At 35.3% G+C, this 26,157-nt stretch carries 17 protein-coding genes; 7 read left to right on the plus strand and 10 right to left on the minus strand.

Going from position 1 to position 26,157, the window contains the following annotated elements:
- Nucleotides 1–371 precede the first annotated feature (371 nt).
- Both MYRA21_RS07600 and MYRA21_RS07605 read right to left on the minus strand, forming a co-directional pair.
- Nucleotides 372–1,457 carry an ABC transporter permease gene (locus MYRA21_RS07600; RefSeq protein ID WP_006257537.1) on the minus strand — a complete coding sequence of 362 codons (1,086 nt, stop codon included), beginning with the start codon at nucleotides 1,455–1,457 and terminating at the stop codon, nucleotides 372–374.
- Nucleotide 1,458: 1 nt separating this feature from the next.
- Nucleotides 1,459–3,693, minus strand: coding sequence for a carboxy terminal-processing peptidase (locus tag MYRA21_RS07605; protein ID WP_006257536.1), 2,235 nt, complete (start codon nucleotides 3,691–3,693; stop codon nucleotides 1,459–1,461).
- Nucleotides 3,694–4,033: 340 nt separating this feature from the next.
- Here MYRA21_RS07605 and surE point away from each other — a divergent pair, with 340 nt between their 5' ends.
- The 5 genes from surE to MYRA21_RS07630 all read left to right on the plus strand — a co-directional run bounded on the left by surE (nucleotide 4,034) and on the right by MYRA21_RS07630 (nucleotide 9,020).
- On the plus strand, nucleotides 4,034–4,801 hold the full coding sequence (surE, locus tag MYRA21_RS07610; RefSeq protein ID WP_006257535.1) for a 5'/3'-nucleotidase SurE: 768 nt from the start codon (nucleotides 4,034–4,036) through the stop codon (nucleotides 4,799–4,801).
- Nucleotides 4,802–5,080, plus strand: a complete 279-nt coding sequence (locus tag MYRA21_RS07615) for a hypothetical protein (RefSeq protein ID WP_006257534.1) — start codon at nucleotides 4,802–4,804, stop codon at nucleotides 5,078–5,080.
- The gene (gene lpxB, locus MYRA21_RS07620) at nucleotides 5,081–6,205 is read left to right on the plus strand and encodes a lipid-A-disaccharide synthase (protein ID WP_006257533.1); all 1,125 of its coding nucleotides are present in this window, start codon (nucleotides 5,081–5,083) and stop codon (nucleotides 6,203–6,205) included.
- A 23-nt stretch (nucleotides 6,206–6,228) separates the two neighbouring features.
- Nucleotides 6,229–6,849, plus strand: coding sequence for a C40 family peptidase (locus MYRA21_RS07625; RefSeq protein WP_006260523.1), 621 nt, complete (start codon nucleotides 6,229–6,231; stop codon nucleotides 6,847–6,849).
- Between the two features lie 143 nt (nucleotides 6,850–6,992).
- Nucleotides 6,993–9,020 carry a ComEC/Rec2 family competence protein gene (locus tag MYRA21_RS07630; protein WP_006257531.1) on the plus strand — a complete coding sequence of 676 codons (2,028 nt, stop codon included), beginning with the start codon at nucleotides 6,993–6,995 and terminating at the stop codon, nucleotides 9,018–9,020.
- A 5-nt stretch (nucleotides 9,021–9,025) separates the two neighbouring features.
- Here MYRA21_RS07630 and MYRA21_RS07635 read toward each other — a convergent pair whose 3' ends face one another.
- From MYRA21_RS07635 to MYRA21_RS07670, 8 genes are all read right to left on the minus strand, one after another.
- Nucleotides 9,026–9,478 (minus strand): DUF255 domain-containing protein, encoded by a 453-nt coding sequence (locus tag MYRA21_RS07635; RefSeq protein WP_006257530.1) that lies wholly within the window; start codon nucleotides 9,476–9,478, stop codon nucleotides 9,026–9,028.
- A 19-nt stretch (nucleotides 9,479–9,497) separates the two neighbouring features.
- Nucleotides 9,498–11,606 (minus strand): peptide MFS transporter, encoded by a 2,109-nt coding sequence (locus MYRA21_RS07640; RefSeq protein ID WP_006257529.1) that lies wholly within the window; start codon nucleotides 11,604–11,606, stop codon nucleotides 9,498–9,500.
- 707 nt (nucleotides 11,607–12,313) lie between these two features.
- Nucleotides 12,314–13,957: an MFS transporter gene (locus tag MYRA21_RS07645; RefSeq protein ID WP_006257528.1), complete on the minus strand. Its 1,644-nt coding sequence runs from the start codon at nucleotides 13,955–13,957 to the stop codon at nucleotides 12,314–12,316.
- Between the two features lie 178 nt (nucleotides 13,958–14,135).
- A complete protein-coding gene (locus tag MYRA21_RS07650) occupies nucleotides 14,136–16,769 on the minus strand; it encodes a hypothetical protein (protein WP_006257527.1) in 2,634 nt (877 codons plus the stop codon).
- Nucleotides 16,753–17,544: a GLPGLI family protein gene (locus MYRA21_RS07655; RefSeq protein WP_006257526.1), complete on the minus strand. Its 792-nt coding sequence runs from the start codon at nucleotides 17,542–17,544 to the stop codon at nucleotides 16,753–16,755. Before MYRA21_RS07655 ends, MYRA21_RS07650 begins: the two co-directional genes overlap by 17 nt.
- Before the next feature lie 194 nt (nucleotides 17,545–17,738).
- A complete protein-coding gene (locus MYRA21_RS07660) occupies nucleotides 17,739–19,277 on the minus strand; it encodes a peptide MFS transporter (protein ID WP_006257525.1) in 1,539 nt (512 codons plus the stop codon).
- Nucleotides 19,278–19,316: 39 nt separating this feature from the next.
- Nucleotides 19,317–21,089 carry a peptide MFS transporter gene (locus tag MYRA21_RS07665; RefSeq protein ID WP_039328793.1) on the minus strand — a complete coding sequence of 591 codons (1,773 nt, stop codon included), beginning with the start codon at nucleotides 21,087–21,089 and terminating at the stop codon, nucleotides 19,317–19,319.
- Nucleotides 21,090–21,172: 83 nt separating this feature from the next.
- Nucleotides 21,173–23,338, minus strand: a complete 2,166-nt coding sequence (locus tag MYRA21_RS07670; RefSeq protein ID WP_006257523.1) for a S9 family peptidase — start codon at nucleotides 23,336–23,338, stop codon at nucleotides 21,173–21,175.
- Between the two features lie 213 nt (nucleotides 23,339–23,551).
- Between MYRA21_RS07670 and MYRA21_RS07675 the strand changes: the two genes are divergently transcribed.
- Nucleotides 23,552–24,868 carry a hydroxymethylglutaryl-CoA reductase, degradative gene (locus MYRA21_RS07675; RefSeq protein WP_006257522.1) on the plus strand — a complete coding sequence of 439 codons (1,317 nt, stop codon included), beginning with the start codon at nucleotides 23,552–23,554 and terminating at the stop codon, nucleotides 24,866–24,868.
- A complete protein-coding gene (locus MYRA21_RS07680; RefSeq protein WP_006257521.1) occupies nucleotides 24,868–25,788 on the plus strand; it encodes a GYDIA family GHMP kinase in 921 nt (306 codons plus the stop codon). Before MYRA21_RS07675 ends, MYRA21_RS07680 begins: the two co-directional genes overlap by 1 nt.
- The last annotated feature ends 369 nt before the right edge of the window (nucleotides 25,789–26,157 follow it).

Genomic DNA, 26,157 nt, shown 5'->3' on the forward strand with positions numbered 1-26,157 from the left:
AGTGTCCCACTTTCTGCTACCATATACACTCATTATCGTCATAATAGGGCGTTATGAGCAATATTGAAAAGAACATAAATAAGGTTATTTACTTTTGTGCTGTATCTGATTTAGATTGGATACACCGTAAGTAATGACTTATAGTATGTTCTTTGACATTGTGTATAATCCTAGAATCAGCGTTAGTTAAACCCAGATTAAGCATTAGTCAAATACGATAAAGCTATTCTACTTCATATCTCTTTCATTAGCTCTAAAACCATACTATAGTATGCTTTTATTAGTAATTCAGACCTATTTTGTATACTTGCTTTTCGTTTATATGTCTATCGCTTATTCCAGGATAATAAGGAAAAAATAAGGATGGGATGTTATTTTCTAACATCAAGGGCATCTCTTAAGGCATTGCCTATCAGCATAAAACTTATCACTAGTACAAACATAGCAAAGCCTGGTAATAAGGCTAAATAAGGTTTGCCTAATAAGATATAGTTATAGTTTTCTTTAATCATGGCACCCCAACTAGGTGTAGGTACTTGTGTTCCTAAACCTAAGAAACTTAGTCCACTCTCTACTAAAATGGCAGAAGCAAAGTTAGCAGCCGAAATTACGATGACTGGAGCCATACAGTTTGGCAAGATATGTTTAGTAATGATTCTGTAGTTAGAATAGCCTAAAGCATGGGCAGCAGTTACGTATTGTTGTTCTTTTACACTGATTACTTGTCCTCTGACTACACGAGCTACTTCTACCCACATCGTTAGTCCAACAGCGATGAATACTTGCCAAAAACCTTTGCCTAAGGCTAAAGTAATGGCAATCACTAACAGTAAGGTAGGTATAGACCAAAACACATTAATCAACCAAAGAATAAAGGCATCTATCTTTCCGCCAAAGTAACCGGCTATAGCGCCTAATGTGATACCTATCACTAAAGATATTAGCACAGCTACAAAGCCTATAGATAAAGATACTCGAGCACCAATAACTAGTCTACTTAGGTAGTCTCTTCCTTGGTTATCTGTACCTAACCAATATTTCTTTTGTTTGATAATCTCGGATTCTTTAGCGTTGTTTAAAGAACTCAGCGCTATGCTTTTAGTTTCTTCTAGTTGTGGTTGGTTACTATACCCCTTATAGAATAGGGTATCGTTAGTAATGTGATATTCACTAATAGGGATAAATCTAGTAGCTTCTTCTCTTCCAAACCAAAGCTCACTCCAGGTGCGATCTGTGTCTGTAGGAATAGTGATAGTAGATACTGTAAAACCTGGGCTCTGAGAACGAAGGGCAAGGTCTCCTGCGTTAGCATTCTTAGAGTTGTCAGGGATAATGAAGTAAGCAAAGGCTGCTACTATAGCAATGCTTACAATAATCCAAAAACACAAAACGCCCCAAAAATCTTGTTTGAATTTTTGGAGCGCAATCTGTGTATATGATTTGCTAGTGTGAGACATTCTATAATTTAGAACTTACGTTGTTTTTATCACCACTTACTTTATATATTTTCTTTGTGTCTAAGTCTTTTAAGATTTTCACACCTTCTTCGATATAGACATCGCCATTTAGCATCTCATGCCATCTATCTCTTTTGCTTTCAAGTATTGTATCGTTCTTGATTCTAGCTAATTCGCTAGGTAAAGAAGTAAATTTCAATTCGTTTTTATACTTAGAAATAGCTTTGAATTTCTTAGCTTTCTCTTCTACTTCTTTTTGTTTTGCACGATATTTCTCAAGGCTTAATGGAACTTCTTTTTCATCTTTTCTTTCATTGATCCATTGCGCGTTCTCGTCAATCAATTTGAATTGCTCATTAAGGGCAATACGTTCTTTACTTGACTTGATAACAGCAGAGAAATCATTGTTATACGGAGTATAAGTAGCTCTTTCTATCTTGTCCCATGGCATTGCGTTATCCATATCTCTTTCTCCCATGTCGATATAAGAATATCTGTCTGGTAATACGATATCACTTAGTACTCCTTCGCGTTGAGTAGAACCACCATTGATACGGTAGAACTTCTGTAGTGTTACTTTTAAAGCACCTAAATCGCCATAAGGTTGTTTTCTTAATAGGTCATTAAGTGTTATTAAGTTTTGTACAGTTCCTTTACCATACGTGTGTTTACTACCGATGATAATTCCACGCTTATAATCTTGGATAGCTGCTGCAAAGATTTCAGAAGCAGAAGCAGAGAAGTTATTTACTAATACAACTAATGGTCCTTCCCATACGATAGGAGTATCTTTATCATCTAGTACTTTTTGTTTTCCTCTAGAAGACTTCACCTGTACTACAGGGCCTTCTTTAGAGAATAGCCCAACCATTTTGATAACTGTCTCTAATGAACCTCCACCATTGTTTCTAAGATCCATAATGATACCGTCTATGTTCTGTTGTTTTAGTTCTTTAATTTCTTTTTCAACGTCTGTAAATGCGTTACGACTGTCTTTGTTCTCAAAGTCAATGTAGAATTTAGGTAAATGAATAACCCCATATTTCTTGTCACCATCTTGGATAACACTTGACTTAGCGTAAGTTTCTTCCATTTCGATAACTTCACGCATTACAGGGATAACCTTAATCGTTCCGTCTATTTTCTTAATCGTTAAGAATACTGTAGTGTTCTTTTTCCCTTTGATCAGTTTTACAACGTTGTCAAGACGCATACCAACGATGTCGATAGGTTCTTCATCTTTAGTCTGACCAACTTTAAGGATAATATCTCCAGTTTCGATTTCTTTACCTCTCCAAGCAGGTCCGCCTGGTACAAGTTCATTAATCTCTACACCTTCTGATTTTTTGCGTAAGACAGCACCAATCCCTTCGAAGCTACCACTCATGCTAGCATCAAACTTCTCCTTGTCTTCAGGAGCAAAGTAGAAAGTATGTGGGTCAAAACGCTCTACAATAGAGTTTAAGTAGATAGCAAACCAGTCTTTTCTTTCAAGGTCTTTAATGAATTCAAAAACTTCATCATATGACTTTAAAGCACTTTCACGAGCCTCTTTTTCAAGTTGTTCAAAAGATTTCTTTTCAACAGGCTTTTTGTCTTTTGCTTTTTTATCTGTTTTCTTTTCTTCTTTAACGATAGGCTCTCCGAACTCGTCAAACTCTTCTTCTTCCTCTACTTTACCTTCTTGTATTTTAAGATTGTCAGTAATGGTAGATAAGACATTAAGTTTTAGTAGTTTTTTCCAACGCTCTTTTAATTCTTCCGCATCTTTAGCGTAGCCGATATTGTCATAGTCAGCATTTAATACATCGTCTGATTCGAATTCGAATGGTTGTTCAAGAACTTCCGTATAAATACCTTTAGCTTCATTCATACGTTGAGTAATACGCTCATAAGTCAGGTCAAAGAAAGAAAGTTCCTTTAACTGAATCATGTCGTCTATTAGGTACTCATATTTAGAAAACTCATCGATATCCGATTGTAAGAAGTATCTCTTCATTGGATCCAATGCTTTTAGATATTCTTTATATACAGTAGCAGAGAATTTATCATCAATCTTTGCTGGATTATAATGCGTGTTTTCTAATATATACGTTACTAATTCTAAAAGAAGCTGATCTTTTTCAGGCGTATCCTTTTGCTGTTTAGGCATAAAACTCCACAGAAGAGCAGACACTCCGATAAGTAGAAGTATAACCTTATAATTTCTTTTCATAAATAGCTTAAAAGTATTCATTAATTAGTTTTGAACTAAAGTAGTTAAAAAAGTAAATATTTATACGATAAGGTCGATAATTATTTGTTAAAACACATAATCGTATAAAAATCCGTAGTTGTTATATGCTTAAACCCAAAATCCGTATCAGCCAAATACTGCAAAGTAATTCTACTTTATAGCTCCTTCATTAGCTCTAAAACCATACTAGTGTATGCTTGTATCACTAATTCTGACCTATTTTGTATAATTACTTTTCGTCTATATGTCTATTGCGTATTTTCGGTTAAAACTAAGTAATTTCACAAACAAAATAACATATAATCCTTACATTAGCGAATGTAATTAAAATAAATATATGATGCAAAGACCTTTAATACTTGTTACAAATGATGATGGTATCACAGCACCAGGAATGAGAGCCTTGATAAGTGTGATGAAAGAGATAGGAGAAGTAGTGGTAGTTGCCCCAGATAGTGCTCAATCTGGAATGGGGCATGCTGTAACGATCAATAATACGCTTACGTTAGAAAAAGTAAATATCGACCCAGAGATAGAATTAGAATACGCTTGTTCAGGTACACCAGTTGACTGTGTAAAGATAGCGCTAGGACAAATACTAGAAAGAACACCTGATCTGTGTGTGTCTGGTGTAAATCACGGTTCTAACTCTTCTATCAATGTTATTTATTCAGGAACGATGAGTGCTGCACTAGAAGCAGGGATGAGTGGTATACCTGCAATAGGTTTCTCTTTATTAGATTTTAGCTGGAGCGCAGATTTTGAACAAATAAAACCTTTTATAAAAAAGATTACAACAGAGGCACTTAAACATGGGATTCCAAAAGACGTGGTGTTGAATGTAAACTTCCCAAAGTTGGCTACTGAAGATATTAAAGGAATAAAAGTGTGTAGACAAGCTAAGGCTACATGGGTGGAGAACTTCGATAAACGAGTTAGTCCTCATGGAAAAGAGTACTACTGGTTAGTAGGAGAATTCGTGAACCAGGATAAAGGAGAAGATACAGATGAGTGGGCATTGCGAAATGACTATATCTCTATCGTACCAGTGCAATTTGACTTAACAGCACATCAAGTATTAGAACGTATTAATAGATGGGATCTGTAGATGAAAGATAAGATTGTTCATATTCTAATCGGTTTTGTTGGAGGTGTAGTGGCTACTGTAGTGGGTATAGAACTTTATTTGTTGTTGTTTACTAACTATGAGTTGTTTAGTGATTTTAGTTTCATTAATAACATAGGGTTGGTAGGAAGAATAACAGCGATAGGGAGCTTACTTAATTTGCTATTGTTTACGTTTTTTATTAATCGCAGATTAGATTTTATGGCTAGAGGTTGTATTTTAGCCGTAATTATTTTAACCATAATAACACAGTTAGTGTAGATGAAGTATTATATAATAGCAGGAGAGGCATCAGGGGATCTACATGGATCTAATCTTATGCGATCTATATACAAGAAAGACCCTGAGGCAGAGATACGCTTTTGGGGAGGAGATTTAATGCAACAGGTAGGCGGTAAGCTCGTGAAGCATTATAAAGATCTTGCTTTTATGGGATTTGTTGAAGTGGTACAAAATCTAGGAACAATATTGCGCAATATTAAGTTCTGTAAAAAAGATATCGCATCTTTTAATCCAGATGTATTAGTGTTTATTGATTACCCCGGCTTTAATATGCGAATAGCTAAATGGGCAAAGAAAATAGGTATAGAAACACATTATTATATCTCACCTCAAATATGGGCTTGGAAGGAGAATCGAATCAATGATATCAAAAGAGATTTTGATTTTATGTATGTAATTCTGCCTTTTGAAAAGGATTTTTATGAGAAGAAACATAATTACCCTGTAACCTTTGTAGGACACCCATTAATTGATGCTATTGCAAATTACCGTGCACAGGAGCATGAGGACTTTAGAAAAAAGCACAATTTAGATGATAGACCAGTGATTGCGTTATTACCTGGTAGTAGAAAGCAGGAGATCAGTAGATTATTAAATGAAATGCTTTCTGTAATACATCATTACCCACAATATCAATTTGTAATAGCTGGTGCTCCAGGACAAGAAGCTTCATTCTATGAGACTTTTATAAAAGATCAAAATATTTCGTTTGTATTTAATGAAACGTATGCTTTATTGAATATTGCCCATGCTGCATTAGTGACTTCAGGTACAGCAACGTTAGAAACAGCATTGTTTAGTGTGCCACAGGTTGTTTTATATAAAGGGAATCAAGTATCTTATGAAATAGCTAAACGAATTATAAAATTAAAGTATATTTCTCTCGTAAACCTAATTATGGATGACGATGTGGTTGTAGAGCTTATTCAAGGGGATTGTAATGCTGTAAGAATAGAGCAAGAATTCGCAAAAATCATACAAGGTGAAAAAAGAAATGAAATATTGTTAAAATATAAAGAATTAATTCGTAATTTAGGCGGTCGAGGAGCGAGTGATTATGTTGCGGATGAAATAATAAAAAATCATATGACAAAAAGAAGTTAGTTAACCACCACAAAATAACCAATATGAAAAAGTTTACATTATTATTAATCAGTGTTTTGGGCCTTTCTGGTTTCCATACAATAGAAGCGAAGACAACAAGTAAAGCTGTTTATAGTAGCCCTGTTAAAAAGAAACCTACAGCCGTTATCGCTGAGAGTAAAAATGTAGATGATAAAATACAAGCAGAATTAGACGCTTTATTAGGTGACTTTATGGAGGAGGCAAAAGAAGCAAAAGGGGAGTACTTCGATAATTTGACTAGTCAAGTGTTGAATACCGCTTTTGATTATGAAGGTGTGCGTTATAGATATGGTGGAATGAGTAGAAAAGGTATGGACTGCTCTGGTCTAGTGATGACTGCTTTCGGAGATACTAGTGTGAATCTGCCACGTACCTCAAGTGAAATGGCTCAAGTAGGTGAACGTGTGAGAAAAGCAGAAGCACAGACAGGTGACCTAATCTTCTTTAAAACTCGTGGCAATAGAATTAGTCATGTAGGAATAATCACTGAAGTATTAGATGACGAAATTAAGTTCATTCATTCTTCAACTAGCAAAGGAGTGATTGTGTCTTCAACAAAAGAAAATTACTATAGTAGAACTTTCGCACAGATTAACCGTGTTGTTCTAGAAAGTATGAATTAAGATTACAAGGATTCAAAAAAATAATATTAAGCTCTATCCATCAGGATAGGGCTTTTTTTATTGTATTCACTATATTTTTAGAATTGCTGATACTAATCAAAGAATCAGTTATTTTGGAAAGGGTTTTGATACTTATTGTAAGTATGAAGCCTATTAAATTCTCTTTTTTATTTTATTCTCTATTCCTTTTTTTGGGAATATACTTAGACTTACCTATAAGTACTTTTTGGGTGATAGCCACTTTATGTATTCTTCTATTTGTATTGACAATATCATTAATGAATAGATATGTACATTTTCCGTCTTGGTTTATGGGGAGTAAGGATATTGTATTATTTGTCAGTCTCTTTTTCTTTTTAGGTGTTGGGTTAAAAGGTTTGGTTAAGAATCAATATGATTCTGAGTTACTAAAAATAGAGACATATCTAAATAAGCCTAAAAATAGTAGAATAGATATAAAAATAACAGAGACTCTTAGTAATAAAACGAACAAACGATTTATAGGAGAATTGATTAGAGTAGGTGATACAGTGTGCAGTAATAAGATTGCTCTTTATTTTAATGAGCGTCAAGATTCACTTGTAGTAGGAGATGTCATTAGTTATTATGGCAGGGTAGGGAGTATACAACAACCGAAGAACTTTGGCCAGTTTGATTATCGAAAGTATATGCAAGGTAAGGGAATCTTTATTCAAAGTTACGTAGGAGATTACTTTGTAGTAGGACATGATGTACATTGGCGTTATGAAATATTGAAGTTAAGGAGGTCTTTAATTGATAAAATATATCTTGACAACACTGTTCTTCAAGAGAATACTAAAGGTCTAATCATGGCTCTGTTAGTAGGGGAAAAGTCATATATAGACTCTACTATTATTAATCAGTTTAAAGAAGTAGGAGTCATGCACGTATTAGCGATTTCAGGATTGCATGTAGGACTTATCTACTTAGTTCTTGCCCGAAGTTTATTCTTTTTACCTAAGAGGATAAGGAGTATTGTGATACTTGTATTGCTGTGGTTCTTTGTCTTTTTATCAGGTTTCTCAGCTTCAGTATTTAGAGCGGTTCTCATGTTTACGATTTATCTTGTTAGTCAACTTTTAAGAAGAAATCAGAATTTAGAGCACAGCATCGGTTTAGCCTTATTCTGTAGTCTATGTATATATCCTTATTGGGTATATGATCTAGGTTTTCAGTTAAGCTATTTAGCCGTTATTAGTATTGTGTATATTCTACCTTTATTTAAAAAGTTCTATTCTAAAAATAAAATACTACAGTATATACAGGGGATTACTTATGTGTCTATAAGTGTACAGGTTGGTCTGATACCTATTCAGTTGTATTATTTTCAGCAGTTCTCTTTTCTGTTTTTATTAGCTAATCTAATTGTCATACCGTTAATAACAGTACTTATTATTTTAGGGATGGTCTATTTGATTGTGATGTGGATTGAAAGTATATCTATAGCAGTTGGTTTTTGCCTTAATGTGTTAACGGATCTAATGTACCGCTTAATAGAACTAGTGTATCGTTTGGATTATTTCTCTTATCAGAATGTACAGATAGGCTTTACACAAATGTCTTTAATCTTGATTCTTATAGGAGGAGTATTACTTACTTATTATCAGAAGAAATTGAGATATATAGTAGTAGGGGTATTACTATGTAGTGCTTTACAGCTAGGTGCTACTTTAGGATCGAGTAAAGAAGATACTTTGGATACTGAAATTGTGGTTCCATTCATGTCTAATAAGAATAATAGATCAATATGGATTAGAGACTATGATACTGTACATGTATTAATGAATCTTATTGATAGTACTGACCAGAGATATCTACGTGATTTAGATAAATATGTACAAGAGTATGGTTTAGATAAAGTCATGTACCATCCATTAGAGGGGATCGTACCGAATACTCAAGACAAATTGCTAATTATAGATACTGATAGGATAGCGTATAATGGAGTATTAGATGCTTCTGTTGTATTATTCTCTGGGCAACCTAATATTAACTTTGAGCGAATGCTAGAAGTGAGGTTACCTAAATTAGTGATCTTTCATAATTCAGTCCCTTTTTGGTTTAAGAGAAAGTGTATTGATATATGTGTAAAAAAGAATATCCCTTTCCATGATATGTATGAAAAGGGATATTGGTCTTCTTTATTATAATGATCTTAAATCTGTTGTAATAGTTGTTGAGGGGTTTGGTACCCAACGATTACTTTAGTCACATCACCTTTTGTACCGAAGATAACCATAGAAGGGTATCCAGGTATTCTTAAGAACATCGTGAAGTCATGTGTAGCATTTCTACCTTTTCTTTCACTGTTGTATCCAGGGTTTGTGTACTTTGTTCCTTTGTAGTTTATTTCTTCATTACCTTCTGCATCAAATTTCACAGCATAGTAATTCTTGTTGATATACTCGATTACTTTAGCATCACTAAAAGTATTTTTGTCCAGCATTTTACAAGGTCCACACCAGTCAGTAAAAGCATCCATAAAGATAGGTTTAGCTTCTTTCTTTTGTGCTGCGATAGCTTCGTTAAACGACATCCATTTTATTTCTTGAGCATTAGCTGTTAATCCTAAGAAAGTAATGGTAAGTAATAAAAACAGTTTTTTCATATTTCTTTTAATATTGTTATTATTTGACCCCGTGCATTAATTTCTTCAACACTGGGTTAAGAGCAATAACTAACAACCCTGCTACAATAGGCACTATAGTGAAGATTAAGAAGAATACTGATAATGAGTATTGCTCTGTAATAGTTTCTATTTGTCCACCCAATGTGGCAGCTAAATTGTTTCCAATTGCGATTGCAAGATACCACATTCCGAACATTAGTGCAATCATTCTTGCAGGAACTAATTTAGAAACATACGATAATCCTACAGGTGATGAGAATAATTCTCCTAATGTATGGAAGAAGTAAGCAAAAACTAACCACATCATAGATACTCTCGTACCTTCTGTAATACCATGTGAACCGTATGCTAATACTCCGAATCCGATAGCCATAATAATTAATCCTAGTCCATACTTAATAGATGCAGGAGGGTTAAATCTAGAATCCCATAACTTAGATACTAGAGACGCTAATGCAATAATAAAGAATGAATTAAGGATAGAGAACCACGAAGCTGTTATCTCTACTTGATTATCTTTTATTTCTGTTATCTCTGCTTGTACTATTTCAGTTTCTTTATTTGCTTCAGTAAACTGTTTAGTTAGATTTTCTTTTTGTTTACTATCAAGGATATTAAAGTTACCTAACTCTTGAAAGATTTCTACTTTATCCCCTTTAGTTAATGTTGCTAACTGTGATACTACAGCAGTATGTTTGACCACATTATCTCCTTCTTTAGGTTGGTTAGCAGCATGTATCGCTTTATAGTCATAGATAGGCTCATTGTGCTTGTCTAGAATAGGCTTACCTTCTCTGTCTACTTTTTGAACTTGGATTGCATCATAAGTAACTTCGTATGCATGTAATGACCAGTCTCTGTTAAGCATCCAGATAGCTGATGCCCACACTCCCACAAAAGTAATCGCTAATATAATGTTAGATAGTAACGCTTTTTTAATTGTCTGTTTTGCTAATAAAATAAGTACCCAAGAGATAATTAGTAAGGGCACTATCGTCAGTAATGAGTTGAAGATATTAAATAGCAATGCCTTGTCTCCAGATAGAATTCTCTGTGTATTGTCACGTGCGAAGATGATTAGCGATGTAGCTCCTTGTTCAAACGACATCCAGAAGAATATCGTAAAGAAAGCAAAGATGATAACCGCTATCATACGATCTCTAACTACTTTAGCATATCTCATTATACGTGATATAATTAACCACATCAATATTAATAGTCCTGTGACAACAACTACTGCCTGACCATCCATACCGAATATTTCGGCAGGGAATAATCTAATCTTACCTACGATATAGAATACATCACTAAATGCATATAAGAATCCAATGATAGTAGTAATAGCTATAAGTATATAGTCTAATGTAGTAAATGGATTGCGTTTCAGTTCATCCTGTTGAGCAGGTGTTAAGTCTTTCGTATCTAGAGGTGTGTCTTCTTTTATTTCTGTAGATGTATTAGGAACATCACCTATAGCTCCGAAGATAGGTTTAGCAAACCAGAATTGTAGTGTACCTAGTAACATGAAGATACCTGCTAAACCAAATCCATAGTGCCATCCGATACGCTCTCCGATATATCCACATAGCATCATACCAAAGAATGCTCCTGCATTAACTCCCATGTAGAAGATTGTATAAGCTCCATCTTTCTTCTCAGGGAATGATTTATACATCTCTGATAGGATAGAAGTCATATTTGGTTTAAAGAATCCTGTACCTACTACTAATAGTACTAATCCTAGATACATAAAGAACTCTGTCTCAAAAGTCATAGAGGCATGCCCTAGCGTCATAATTAGTGAACCAATTACTACAGCCCATCTATAACCTAGATATTTATCTGCTAGGATACCTCCGAAGATAGGAGTGATGTATAATAACATGGCATAAGTAGCGAATATAGCTCCTGCATCTACTACACTCATTTCCCATCCAGGGTTGAGACCTATGACAGACATGGTTAAGAATTGAATCAATAATACGCGCATTCCGTAGAATGAGAATCGCTCCCACATCTCTGTAAAGAAGAGAACGAATAATCCTGAAGGATGTCCCAGAACTTTACTGTCGAAGAAGTTCGGCCGGTCAGTAGTAGAGTTTTCCATAATGTAATTTTAAAAGTCTAGTTTGTGGTTAGTTATAAGATTGTGTTTAAGACATAATCTCATGTCATAAAGGCTAAAAATAGTAAAATAAACTTAAGATTAATTGTTTTACTAAAAAATATAAATAGTTTTTAGTGAGAGATTAGTATTTATAGTTCGTTTTTATTCACTATTCTTAATTCTACTGGTTCATATTGCGATATGATAGAATAAAGTATAATCAGATTAAGTGTTTTTATATAAAATAGTAATTGTTGTAAAATAAAGTAATTTGCGGTTATGCTAAATTTAGCATACTAATCTGTAATGAAGAGTTGATCCTAACTTCGTCAGCATATAACTATATTGAGATCATGATGATATACTTCTATATAGATTATTCGGGTAGAGATAGAGTATCATTCGGTAAAGTACCTTTTATCCCTTGTAGTTATTAGTTATTACCGAATGATTTCCGAAGTTACTTCATTTTGTTTAATGATAGTGGTTGAATATGAGGTTGTTAATGTTCAATTAAACGTTCAGAATAAGGCAATAAGGGATTATGGAGTCATTAACTCCAAATGAGGGCATTAGTAGACGATTTGTTGTTAGTTGTGTTTATAGAAGTTGATATGGAGCCTCTTTAGCACACGCTAGTATAGAGAACTAGATAATGTATAAACATAAAAAAACGCCTTAGATTACTAAGGCGTTTATATGAGTATTTATTGATTTGCTTTTTTCTGTTCTAGAGGTCTGATGACTAGTCTGTCGTAGATGACTAGTGTGACCACAGAGAACATCCCGATACCGAATACCACATACCATATCTTGTTTGGATTATAAGTGCTCCATAGCATATCTACCATCTCCCAGTGAGACATGCTTAACTTCTGTTCTGCTAAAGCGAAGTACTCATTCTTAGAGAATGGGAAGTGTACTTGGCTAATGTCAATACCTTTATTGATAGCGTATTCTTTAAAAGAGGTAGCCACTTGTGACCAATCTACACTGTCCGCTTTAAGGTTAAACTGCTTTTCGAAGGCAGATAGAGACATATTTAGAGTCTTTGATCCTTGTTCCATGAACTGTTCATGTGTTACCACTTCTGGCATATCTATGCTTCTAGTAGCCATCTCTGTTTTTAGTAGTGATAGTTTGTCTGACCATGCTTGATATAAATCACCTGATATGAATTTTGTCACATAGTAACTAGCTGCCACAGGTAAGAAGTATGTCCCTTGGTAAAGTCCATCCTTACCTTTAGGTGTAATCAATGCTATAAATGAAGATACAGTAGGGCTAGACATCATCTCTCCGATAGAGAAGATCATTGTACCTAATATGGTAAACAATGGGTTGTGTGTGTAGAATGTAAGTCCTACCCCTATACTCGCGATTATTGCACCTCTGATTACCGCATTGATATGGCGCATTTTTATCACAAAGTATGAGACACTAACTTGACAGATAATAATCATCAATGAATCTATATTAGTAAACCATTCTGGTTTTACTTGACCATCTTGAGTAAGTAATGTTCCTAAGAATGGTATATTTTCATTAATCCAAGTACTTAATGTAGCAGAGTTAACCCAGTCTTCAATAAAGTTAGGCAGTGTGTTGAACAGTTGGTTGAACATCGTCCAGAACCCAATCATTAATAATAATAGTATTCCTAGACGTACATCTTTTAGTGCTTCGAAGATTCCTAATACAGAATCTTTGATCGCTTTACCAATAGAGTCTTTAGGTTTCTCTACTTTTGATTCTTTGTAGAAAAATATTACTACAAATAAGTTTATTGCTATAACGATAGCTGCTTGTATAAATATAATCTTCCAACCAAATGTAGTACGTAAGCCTGATGACATTGCTGGTCCGATAAACCCTCCGATGTTAACCATCATGTAGAATATACCGAAGCCAAGTGTTCCAGAATTTTCGTCAGTATTACTAGCAATAATTGCGGATGCTACAGGTTTAAAGAATGCTGCACCTACAGCAACTAATAAAAATGTTGCATAGACATTGGTATAGGTTGTTACTTCTCCTAAAAGATAGTAACCAGCAATCATAATGATAAAGGAAATAATCAATGAGATCTTATACCCTATACGGTCAGCAATAACTCCAAATAATAGAGGTAAAAAGTATAGGATAGCTACAACGCCTCCCATGATACTACCTTTTTGGATATGGTTAAAACCAAGTCCTCCCATGTCAGTAGAGCCTACTAAATATAATCCTAATAAGGTATAGATACCATACCATGCCCACCGTTCCATCAGTTCCATAAAGCTGGCTATCCAGAAGTTTTTATTGAATGATGTTATTGTTTGTCTCAACGTTTTATTGGACTGTGACATGGTGATAGGTGATTTAAAAATTATAGGTGGTAAGTTAAGTTGTATATTCTAAACTGCAATGGATGATAACCAAAAAAATGTTATTCAAATAGAAATATAGATGTAATCTGAGTAATTATGATGATGTATATATGATATAATAAAAGCGCCTTAGTTGTCTAAGGTGCTTTTATTAAGTTTAAAAAGAATAATTTACACTGAGTAGTAGTTGTCTTCCTAATAGCTTATAGGTCGTAGAGGTACTGCTGTAGTCTGTTAAGGCGTAGTTTGCATACGTCTTAGTATTAAAGAGGTTCGTTAACTCTAGACGCGCGTTCCACTTCGACTTATTAGGGATATACGCAATATTAAAGTCTAAAAAGGTGTAATACTTACGACTAGGTGCCACCTTATCGAAAGAATATAACTCACTGATTAGGTTTAAGAAGAGGGTATCTTTCAATTTATATTTAGCAGTCAGTTTAGTCTCTGTATCTATAAAACGCTCAGTGCTAATGATGTTCATATACGTAGTAAACCAATTCGTACTTACGGCATAGTTAAACCTTGATCTAAGGTTAGACTTCAGCTCTATTCCATAGGTAAGTGATGTGCTTCTGACCCGTCTCGTCTCAGAATCATTTAGCGTATTATAGAAGTCAGCTTGATTAGCATTTAGACTCAGCTTTAGGTTGTGTTTTAGCTTTTGGAAATAGTAATCTGTAGAGGCTAGTATGAAGTAGCTCTCATTGTTCTTTATAGTAGATATATTACTCTTCGTATGGTTAGGATAGATATAGTTATTCTGTGTATAAAAGTCGTTGTACTTATTATACGATATCGTCACCGTAGAGAATGACCTATCGTGGTAGTTGCCTAATGTATAAGTCAGACCTACTGCATTATTTGTGAAAGGATCTAGGTTAGTAGTTCCTCTTAAGAAGCTTCTATACGATGTCTGTATATACCCATCATAGGTTTTGGCAGCATTGATATTGGTATAACCATATTTATAATAGATGTCTATTTTGTTCTTGTCATTAATTCTTTTTTCGATAGAGAAGTGTGGGCTTATGACTAACTTCTGAAGGCTGTTATCCGTAGTTATTGACTTTAACTTATTGTCAAATAAGGAAGCCGAGATACTTGTCCCCATACTCCACGTACCCCATGTCATCTTCGTCAATGCCTTTGCATAGAGTTCGTTTACTTTTAAGGTTGAGTTATTCTTGTTAGTATAGATGTCATCATCTGCTAAGTTGTTTAGACTGTAGAGATGTGTGTTCGTGTTCGTATTCCCTAGCGTGATGTGAAGTAGGTGGTTACCTTTCATCATTCCTTTATAGCTGGCCTGTACAGTGTGATAGTTCATTTTATTCTGAACGAGTTGACTGAATGGCGCTGTCGCATCCTGTATATAGATATTAGGCGTATTGATATAATCTTGAGTGTTCTGCTCATAGATATTCTTATAGCTAAGCACTAAAGCTTCTCTATCAGATAGCTTAGTGGTGTACTCTAAGTTTTGTTCTACTCTTTTGTTCTCATTATCTAGAGCTTGATTATTCGAAATATCGTTGTAGCGTACATCACTATTGATTTTACTATTTGAGATATTGCCTTTTAGATCATATTTCAGTGTAGAGGTTTTATTGATATCGTAGACCATATCTCCTTTTAGAAACGAGAAGTTACTTCTGTTCTTATTGTTCATCATTTCTATATTGTGATAGGAATGATCTGGAGTATATAGAGTCTGATCCATAGACCTTTTGCCTAGTAGAGTCTCTTTATTAAACAGCCCTGATATCTTCACTTCTACTTTAGGAGATAGAGTCACAGCCGTGTTGATAGAAGCAAACTGGTTATTGTTATCCTTATATCGATGGTTTCTGAGGCTTAGTGAGATATTGTCAATATTGATAGGATTAGATAGGGCAGTAGGAGTTGCTATTTCCCCTTTATTACTATTTAGAAACGAGCTAAGGTCGCCCGTAGCATCATAGCTAATATTGTTAGACTGTAAGATAGAGTAGAACTTCGTCTTTTTGCCAAAGTTCATGATGTTTGATCTTACACCATGTACCTCTTTATCACGTACACCAGCTCCCGCCTCGACATTGCCAAACCATACACGCTTAGCCTTTTCACTGAGTTTAAGGTTAAGTGCTATTTTCTTAGCAGGGTTTAGATCTGTCAGGTGTTTGTTCTCAGAATAATTTTGTAATAGTTCTACTTCTTCTACCGGATTGACAGGCATATTCTTAGTCAGCACTCTGTATCCTCTATCGAAGAGGTCTGTGCCATCTACCATGACCTTTTCTACTTCTTGATTATTGACACTGATCTTCCCATCAGTACTAATCTCTAGCCCTGGTAGGTTCTTGAGTAGGTCTTCGATGACGCGTTCATCTCCTTTAGAGAACTGTTTGACATTATAGACTACAGTATCCTTCTTCACTGTGATGGGTGAAGTAGCCTTAATGGTGATCTCGTTGAGTACTTCCGCAGAAGAGAGTAGGTATAGGGATGTGTCTAGGCCATAGTTGTTCTTAGTAGCATCTAGGGCAATAGTCGTTTTCTCTATTCCTACTTTTTGTATCGTAAGTTGAGAGGCAGTAGGGTGGTTCGCTATGTTTTTAAACTCTACTAGTCCTTCATTGTTAGATGAGGTATACGCTAAGGTTTTATTGTTTTGGTCTTGTAGAAATACTGTGGCACGGATTATCTCTACACCCTGACTATCTAGTAGTCGTGTAGTGATATGCTGTGCTTGAGTTAGGTAAGTGCACAGGAGTATTAATAGGATAATTATATTACTCTTCCCACTCATATTTTCGCTCTAAGTCCATATTTCTAGATTTTTTAAAGTCATTCCCATCAGTAATTGTTTCTAATACTTCTACACCAGGTATACTGCCAAATAACCTAGATAACCCCATATCATAATTCTCTACCTCGGCTTGATAACTCGTTAGATAAGTTTGTAGAGTCATAGTAGCACGAGAGATATCGTATTTCATAGGAAGTACTTTAAATTTGTTTGTTTCTATTTTGGTTAATTGCCAGTGATATCGATGGTCTTCTTCTGTAATCTCAAAAGCAAGACCAGGTAAGTTATTAAACTTCCATGGCCCTATCTGAATAGGGTAGTCCATAGAATACCACACAGTATAGTTTCTCCCTCTGAAGCTTAGTGTAGCTTTATGAAGTAATACATTTTCTTTAGTTGTCTTGGTTTCATCGTGTAGTTGCCAATCCATTTGAGGAATATCTTCCTTGATAAAGTATCGCGCTTCCCAAGGCTTTATTCTTGAATAGAGCAGGTTCTTCTTAAAGTCAAAGTAGAAGAACTCTTCAAATTCTTGTTTATCGTAAATCACTATTTCATTTGGCTCTCTGGGAGGCTCTTTAGTGAATTTGTATTTGCCATTAATGTATAGACTTTTATCTTCTTTAGGGCTAATGTATAGTTTGTCTTCTGCTGAGATGATATGAGCATCAGAAGTTGTTGTCTTTAGATAAGTGATGCCGTAATTGGTATCTTGGGCATATCCAATAACACATAAGAATAGAATAATAAATAAGTAATAGGTTGATTTATACATATCTAAGTTTTAGTTCTTGTTAGAACGTTGTGTATAGATCAGATATTGTAAATATTATTAATTAAATCTTAAAAACTAAGGAAGGAAAGCTGGTTCGTTTTATTGTTTTTATTTGTTTATTGAAAGTATTGCATAAAAAAAGCGCCTTAGTTGCCTAAGACGCTTTTGTATATTAGATTAGAATAGATAGTGAACTATCTAACTTCTTGCATAAGTTTTTTCATAAGTGGAGAAAGTGCGATTAACACTACCCCTGCGATTACTGCATATAATCCTAAATCTTTATACCCATCAGTATACGCTAATAGAGCATCATAGTTAGGATGGTTACCAGTAGCTACTTCAGAACGACTCTTAGACATAGCAGCTCCTAAGATACCTGCTACATACTGTCCGTAAGCACTAGCTAAGAACCACATACCCATCATCATCCCTTGTAGATTAGCTGTAGAAAGTTTAGTCATGATTGATAGACCAATCGGTGATAAACACAGCTCCCCTAAAGTAATAATCAATAAGGCAAAAGTAAAGAAGTCTAATGATGTCATACCTGCTGCGTCAGCGAATAGACGTGTAGCAAATAATGCATAGTATCCAGCTCCTAATAGGATAAATCCTAAACCGAACTTCATTACTGTATTTGGCTCTATTTTCTTCTTAGCCATCCAGATCCATAATAGACCTAAGATAGGTGCGATGAAGATGATGAAGAAAGCTCCTCCTGAGTTATTCACTCCGTTAGGATCTAAGTGCATACCTAGTAAATCAGAGTTTAAGTTCTTCGCTGCGAAGATGCTTAATGATCCTCCTGCTTGCTCATAGATACCGAAGAATAGAATAGAGAAGAAGATAAATACTAGGGCAGCGATAATCTTTTTACGCTCCGCACTAGTCAGCTTCGTCATTTCATAGAATAAGTAGATTAATGCTAATGGTCCTACTGTGTACATAAAGTATGCAGTATAGTCTGTGTTATCAATCATGAATACGATAACAGGTACCATCGCAAACGTAAGGATGTATGTCCCTACTTCTTTCCATAAAGGCATTTTAGTCTCACTACCATCTTTAGCTACTTGCATAGGCTGTAGTCCGATAGGTCCTAAATGACGTTTTGTAAAGATGAAGTTGATTAAACTCACTAACATCACGAAAGCAGCTAAACCAAAAGCTACACTCCAACGGTTCTCTACAGCGATAGAGTCTTGGAATAAGTGTCCTTTACCGATAGCGATACATAAGTATCCTCCGATAAGTGCTCCTAAGTTAATCCCTGCATAGAATAATGAGAAACCAGCATCAGTACGTTCGTCCCCTTTTTTGTATAAATATCCTACCATAGTAGAGATATTCGGTTTAAAGAAACCTGTACCAATTACAGTAAATGCAATACCTACGAAAAAGTAAGCGTGTGGATCTATAGCTAGAATAATACTACCTAAGATCATCATCGAGCCTCCCCAGAAAAGAGATTTACGGAAACCTAAGATTTTATCAGCGAAAATACCTCCTAAGAATGTGAATGCGTAAACGAATGCTTGTGTAGCTCCATACTGTAAGTTAGCTTGTGCTTCTTCAAAGTGTAGTTGGTCGATCATAAAGAAAACCAACATTCCTCTCATTCCATAGAAGCTAAAACGCTCCCACATCTCTGAGAAGAATAAGCTCCAGATTTGCTTAGGGTATTTACCTGAGAAATTCTGAATCTCTTCTAATGTCTGTTGTTGACTCATTTTTTTTAGTTATTTATTATTGTGCAATGCACTGTGTTCTTATCGAACACCGTGCATTAGTTTTTTCAATAATGGGTTCACTAGCATTACTATGATTGCTGCTGCAAAAGGTATTAATGTGAATAGGAAGAAGAAGTGACTAAGTGAGTACTCTTCTTTAATATTTTCGATTTGTCCCCCTAAGATGGCTGCAAATTTCTGAGCAATAGCTAAGGCTAAATACCACATACCGAACATGAATGCAAGCATCTTGCCAGGTACTAGTTTAGAAACATAAGACAGTCCTACAGGTGAGATAAATAATTCCCCTAAGGTATGGAATAAGTACGTTAATATTAGGAATATAATCGACATTTTTACTCCGTCAGTAGCTCCCATAGATCCTAAACCTAAGATTAAGAATCCGATAGCTACGAAGATTAATCCGATACCGTACTTAAATGCAGCCGATGGATTATACTTAGAATCCCACAGTTTAGACACTGTAGATGCTAACGAAATAATGAAGAATGAGTTCAAGATAGAGAACCAAGATACAGTGATCTCAGATACTTCTTTATTAAACTCTGCGTTCAACATATAGATAGCCATAGCCCAGATACCAGCAAAACAGATGAATAAAATAATATTAGACATCGCGATTTTTGACCAAGTAGCTTTTGCTAATAATATAAGTACCCATGAGATGATTAACAATGGAATCACTGTAAGACATGTATTGATAATGTTGAAAGCCATTAATGCAGTTCCTTCTAACGATCTGTCTACATAATCTCTCGCTACAAGTACTAACGATGTAGCCCCTTGTTCGAAACTCATGAAGAAGAACATTAAGAAGAACGCTAATAAGATTACAGCGAACATTCTGTCTCTAATCACTTTTCCATAACGCAAGATACGTGAGATCACTAAGTATAAGAACGTGATAAGGGCTAGAATAGCCATGATGTTCTGTCCTCTTAATGCTTCTGTGTCTAAGAATGCAAATAGATCTAGTACTCCGTTTTTAGATAATGGATCATTGAAAGCATATAATAAACCGATTACAGATACGATAGCGATTAAGATATAATCTACTAGTGTGTAAGGGTTTTTAGTATCTTGATCTTCTTTGATTTGCTCTGGTGTTTTCTCTACTGTAGTGTCTACTTTTTTAAGCTCACCTAAGTCTCCCATTAATGGTTTAGCTAACCAGAATTGGATTGTACCTAATAGCATGAAGATACCTGCTAATCCGAATCCGTAGTGCCATCCTTTAGTCTCTGCTAAGTATCCACATAGCATCATTCCGAAGAAAGCACCTGAGTTTACACCCATATAGAAGATGGTATACGCAGCATCTTTTTTGTCTGGTAATGATTTGTACATTTCTCCTAAGATAGAAGGCATATTTGGTTTAAAGAAACCTGTACCGATCACAAGACATGCAAGTCCTACGAAGAACCATAGTTTAGAAATTCCTTCTGCAGCCATCGATGCGTGACCTAAAGTCATGATGATAGCTCCGATAATTACAGCCCATCTAGAACCGATATATTTATCTGCAATAACTCCACCCAAGATAGGTGTTAAGTATAATAGCATGGCATAAGTACCGTATAGTGCACCTGCTTGTTCTGCTGACCATCCCCATCCTGAGAATGCATCGCCAAAGATAACTTTAGCTGTTAAGAATTGAATTAACAATACTCTCATTCCGTAGAAAGAGAATCGCTCCCACATCTCTGTAAAGAAAAGAACGAATAACCCTGCTGGGTGCCCAAGCACATTAGATTTAAACAGGTTTGAGTTTGTAGCTGTTTCTGCTGACATTTAAGTAAATATTAGTTTGTTTTAGTTCGTACTTATTGGTGATATAGTACTTTGGTTGGTTTTAGGTGTAAGGTTATTTTGGCTTATAAATTGTTTAAGATGAAATTAGTCATCTTCGTATATAATTGTAATCTTGTATTTCCTCCTGAGATACCGTGATTCTTATCTGGATAGATTAGCCAGTCGAAGTCTTTGTTCTCTTGTACTAGCGCTTCTATCATAGCCATAGCATTCTGTACGTGTACGTTGTCGTCAGCAGTACCGTGTACTAGTAGGTAACGACCTTTTAGTTTAGAAGCATGTGTGATAGGTGAGTTATCATCATATCCAGCTTGGTTCTCCTGTGGAGTAGTCATATAGCGCTCAGTATAGATACTGTCATAGTATCTCCAGTTAATCACTGGTGCTACAGCGATAGCTAGTTTGAATACGTCGTTTCCTTGTAGGATAGCATTAGAAGACATAAACCCTCCGTAGCTCCATCCCCAGATACCTATTCTGCTAGCATCTACATAAGATTGTTGACCTAGGTATTTAGCAGCGATGATCTGGTCATCTACTTCATATCTACCCAATTGGTTTTGTGTCATTTTTTTAAACTCAGCTCCTCTGAATCCTGTTCCTCTACCATCTACAGTCACTACGATATACCCTTTCTGAGTAAGCATAGCATGCCAATAGTCGTTAGAGTCTAGCCATTTATCAGCTACTTGTTGTGATCCAGGACCACTGTACTGATACATAAACACAGGATATTTCTTAGCAGGATCAAAGTCTTTAGGTTTCATTACCCAAGCGTTAAGCTGTAATCCGTTAACAGTAGGAATCTGTATGAATTCTTTAGTAGGTAAGTTATAGTCTAATAATTTGCTCTCTAATTCTTTGTTGTTTAGAATTTCTTTTACCACTTTACCTGTTTTAGACTGTTGTAAAGTGTAAGTAGGAGCTACTGTACTAGAAGAGTACACATTGATAAACTGTTCGAAGTTAGGGCTGAATATCGCTCTATTCGTTCCTAGTTTCTCAGATAGTTTCTTTTTATTTTTTCCATTAAGGTCTATAGAATACACTCCTCTATAGATAGAACCTTCTTCTACAGACTGGAAGTAAAGTTTCTTAGATTTAGTATCGATACCGTAGTAATCCGTTACTTCCCAATTCCCTTTTGTGATTTGGTTTACTAATTTACCTTCTTTGTTATAGTAGTATAGGTGGTTATGACCATCTCTCTCACTTAGCCATACGAAATCGTTGTTGTCTAAGAAGCTAAGCGTAGCTACATCTACATAAGCCTTATCTGTCTCATTTAGAATCAGTTTTTTGCTTAATGTATTTCCATCGATGAAGAATACTTTTAAGTCATTCTGATGTCTATTGATGATTTGAGCACTTAAGTATTGATTGTCATTTGTCCATTTGATTCTAGGGATATAGAAATCGTTGAACTCGCTTAAGTCTACTTTACTTGTCTGGTTAGACTTCACATCGTAGATATGGATAGATACTAGAGAGTTCTTTTCTCCTGCTTTAGGATATTTAAACTTATCTTGAGTAGGATAAAGTCCTGTTCCATATACATCCATTGAATATTCTGGAACGTCAGTCTCATCAAACTTAATATAAGCTATCTTGTCTCCATTCTTATTCCAATCAAACATGCGTACGATACCAAACTCTTCTTCGTATACCCAATCAGAGATACCATTGATGATATGATTTTTCTTACCATCATTCGTTATCTGTTGTGTTTTTTGAGAAGCGATATCATAGATATATAAGTTATTCTGATACGCATAAGCTATTTTAGAACCATCATTAGAGAATGTTGGTTCAGATATTTTGTGATCTGCTATTTTAACTAGTGAATTTTTAGTTGGGTTGAACAAATAAAAATCAGTTAAAGCAGAACGACGGTAAATAGGAGTGGTGTTCGTTCCTATTAATAATTGTTCTTCTTTATGATCGAAGATATAAGTATCTATCGATTTAATATCTTTAAACGCACTAGTAGAAAAGATTGTTTTTGCTTTTTCTAGTGTTTCGAAGTTATAAAGGTTTATTTCTTGGTGGTCTTTAGCAACGCGCTCAATGCGTGAGTATTGATTCGATTTTTCCATCGAATTAACGGATTGCATTACTTTCGTTCTAAATGTGCCGTTCCAAATTTCTTCTTGTGCAATTTGTTTCTGAGCCAACCCAATTTGGGTAGCTATGATACAAAATAGTAGGGTTAGGTTAAGGTGTTTCATTATCTATTTAATCGAAAAAACTTCCAATTTTAATGAAAAAATATGATTTACACCAATTTATTTTTCGAATAAACCAAAAAAAGTCTAATTCTGTTGAAGCTATTTTGGTAATAAAAATCATAATATCATAAACAAAAAGTACTAATAGCTGTTTTTTTAGTTTTTTTAACCTTGTAAGAATGAGTTATCTTTGTGGCATAAACAAAAATAAAGATGGAAGGTAATATTAATGGATTCTCTAAGTTGAGTAAACAAGACAAAATCAATTGGATAGCACAAACCTATTTTTCTAATTCTGCTGATACAGTAGAATTGATAGAACAATATTGGAATTCAGATGAGGAATTACAGAAGCTTCACGATGAGTTTATAGAGAATACGATTACGAATTTCTATTTGCCTTTTGGTGTAGCTCCTAACTTTAGAATTAACGATAGATGGTACACTATTCCGATGGTGATAGAAGAGAGTTCTGTAGTAGCTGCAGCTTCTAAGGCTGCTAAGTTCTGGTCAGAACGAGGCGGATTTAAGACTACTATACTAGGGACAGAGAAGATAGGACAAGTACACTTTATATATAAAGGAGACAAGAGTAAACTAGTTCAGTTTATTAAAGATATAGATAGTAAGTTCTATGAAGATACGAACTCTATCACACAGAATATGCAGAAGCGCGGTGGAGGTATCTCAGCGATCGAGCTAAGAGATAAGACTGCTGATGTGGATAATTATTATCAACTGCATGTGACATTCGAGACAAAAGATAGTATGGGGGCAAACTTCATTAACTCTTGTCTAGAGCAAATCGCTAAAACGCTAAAAACGGAGGCGATGAACTGTACAGCGTTTACAGAAGAGGAGAAAGCAGTAGATGTAGTGATGAGCATTCTGTCTAACTATGTACCTAACTGTGTGGTAAGAGCTGAAGTTAGCTGTCCGATCGAAGACCTAAAAGGGAAGGATATTAAAGAACCGCAGTTATTCGCAGAGAAATTTGTACAAGCTGTGCGTATCGCAGAGGTAGAGCCTTTTAGAGCAGTAACGCATAATAAGGGAGTGATGAATGGGGTAGATGCTGTGGTACTAGCTACAGGGAATGACTTCAGAGCTATCGAGGCAGGAGTACATGCTTATGCTGCTCGCAGTGGTCAGTATAGCAGTTTATCTCATGCTAGTATAGAGAATGGTGTCTTTAAATTCTGGATTGATTTGCCACTAGCACTAGGAACTGTGGGAGGATTAACTTCATTACACCCTATGGTAAAGGTAGCTTTAAAGATGCTTCAGAGTCCATCTGCTACTGAGTTAATGCAAATCATAGCTGTAGCTGGATTAGCACAGAACTTCGCTGCTGTAAAATCATTGACAACGACAGGTATTCAACAAGGACACATGAAGATGCACTTAATGAATATCCTAAACCAGTTCAAGGCAACAGATGCAGAAAGAGTAAAAGTAGTAGCTCATTTCGAAAAGAATGTAGTATCCCATAGTGCAGTAGTAGAACTGCTAGAAAGCCTTCGCAAATAATGGTGAAAGAATATTATAGTAACGGAAAACTGCTTATCTCAGGAGAGTATGTCGTGCTAGAAGGAGCTAAGGCTTTTGCCTTGCCTACTAAGTATGGACAATCACTGAAGGTAAAGGAGAAGGAAGGTGACTGTATTCATTGGACGAGCTATGATGTGGACGGTAGTATCTGGATGAGTGAGGTAGTGCCTCTTCAAGATGTACTAGATACGCATGAAATCGAACATCAATCGGAGTATTATAAAACGCTAGTAGATGTACTGCGTGCTGCACATAGACAGAATCCTTCTATTCTAGTAGAGGGAACTGGATATGAGGTGGTATCTGAGCTAACTTTTCCTCGTTTATGGGGATTAGGGACTTCTTCTACTTGGATTAATAATGTAGCGCAGTGGTTTAATATTAATCCATATCAACTATTACAGGAGTCATTCGGTGGTAGTGGATATGATATTGCCTGTGCTCGTCATGATCAAGGAATCTTTTATACCTTAACTGATGTAAACCATCCTGAGGTAGAGCAGGTGTCCTTTAATCCGTCTTTTAAAGAGCATTTATACTTCGTATACCTAAATCAGAAGAAGAGCAGTAAAGAGGCTATTGCTAATTTTAAAGCGAAACGCCATGGTATTCACCATCAGGTAGAGCGTATATCAGAGATTAGTAAGGCGATGTCTGTTAGCACTACATTAGAAGAGTTTAGTCAACTAATGGATGAGCATGAGCAGATTATGAGTGAGGTATTAGGAGTCGCTACTGTGAAGCAAAGTTTATTTGCAGACTTCGACGGATCAATCAAAAGTCTAGGAGGCTGGGGAGGAGATTTTGTGATGGTCGCTTCTAAAAATGACCCTTTGGAGTATTTTAGTTCTAAAGGATATGAAGTAATGGTAAACTTTGAGAATATGATTCTTTTTTAGAAGTTTAACTACTATTTTTGATTTTAATGCTTTATATTTATCCTTTCATAATATAGTATTTTTAAAACAAAATCTATTGGATTCATTAGTGATGCTTAGGTTGATATCGCAAAGAGACTATCATTAATTAAAGAAGAAGCATAAGTGCTATGTTTTGAGTACTGATTTAATTAAATAGAGATGTTGACCATAAGGCTTTACTAATGCTTAATGTAGGTTTTAAGTAAAGAAAGTCTGAATCTTTATGAGCAAGTTGGAGAGAATGACAATCTGGAGAGGTTATCTGTTGTAGGATAGCCTCTTTTTTTATTGTATAGTGTCCCAGTTTATGGGACCATAAGTGTTTATTAGTAGGCATAAGTAGGCAAT

Origin of the sequence: Myroides sp. A21, assembly GCF_000807225.1 — a bacterium.
Lineage (GTDB): Bacteria > Bacteroidota > Bacteroidia > Flavobacteriales > Flavobacteriaceae > Flavobacterium > Flavobacterium odoratimimum.

Coding starts and splice junctions, on each gene's coding strand:
- MYRA21_RS07600 (WP_006257537.1), bottom strand. CDS start 1,457: ATGTCTCACACTAGCAAATCATATACACAGATTGCGCTCCAAAAATTC.
- MYRA21_RS07605 (WP_006257536.1), bottom strand. CDS start 3,693: ATGAATACTTTTAAGCTATTTATGAAAAGAAATTATAAGGTTATACTT.
- surE (WP_006257535.1), top strand. CDS start 4,034: ATGCAAAGACCTTTAATACTTGTTACAAATGATGATGGTATCACAGCA.
- MYRA21_RS07615 (WP_006257534.1), top strand. CDS start 4,802: ATGAAAGATAAGATTGTTCATATTCTAATCGGTTTTGTTGGAGGTGTA.
- lpxB (WP_006257533.1), top strand. CDS start 5,081: ATGAAGTATTATATAATAGCAGGAGAGGCATCAGGGGATCTACATGGA.
- MYRA21_RS07625 (WP_006260523.1), top strand. CDS start 6,229: ATGAAAAAGTTTACATTATTATTAATCAGTGTTTTGGGCCTTTCTGGT.
- MYRA21_RS07630 (WP_006257531.1), top strand. CDS start 6,993: ATGAAGCCTATTAAATTCTCTTTTTTATTTTATTCTCTATTCCTTTTT.
- MYRA21_RS07635 (WP_006257530.1), bottom strand. CDS start 9,478: ATGAAAAAACTGTTTTTATTACTTACCATTACTTTCTTAGGATTAACA.
- MYRA21_RS07640 (WP_006257529.1), bottom strand. CDS start 11,606: ATGGAAAACTCTACTACTGACCGGCCGAACTTCTTCGACAGTAAAGTT.
- MYRA21_RS07645 (WP_006257528.1), bottom strand. CDS start 13,957: ATGTCACAGTCCAATAAAACGTTGAGACAAACAATAACATCATTCAAT.
- MYRA21_RS07650 (WP_006257527.1), bottom strand. CDS start 16,769: ATGAGTGGGAAGAGTAATATAATTATCCTATTAATACTCCTGTGCACT.
- MYRA21_RS07655 (WP_006257526.1), bottom strand. CDS start 17,544: ATGTATAAATCAACCTATTACTTATTTATTATTCTATTCTTATGTGTT.
- MYRA21_RS07660 (WP_006257525.1), bottom strand. CDS start 19,277: ATGAGTCAACAACAGACATTAGAAGAGATTCAGAATTTCTCAGGTAAA.
- MYRA21_RS07665 (WP_039328793.1), bottom strand. CDS start 21,089: ATGTCAGCAGAAACAGCTACAAACTCAAACCTGTTTAAATCTAATGTG.
- MYRA21_RS07670 (WP_006257523.1), bottom strand. CDS start 23,338: ATGAAACACCTTAACCTAACCCTACTATTTTGTATCATAGCTACCCAA.
- MYRA21_RS07675 (WP_006257522.1), top strand. CDS start 23,552: ATGGAAGGTAATATTAATGGATTCTCTAAGTTGAGTAAACAAGACAAA.
- MYRA21_RS07680 (WP_006257521.1), top strand. CDS start 24,868: ATGGTGAAAGAATATTATAGTAACGGAAAACTGCTTATCTCAGGAGAG.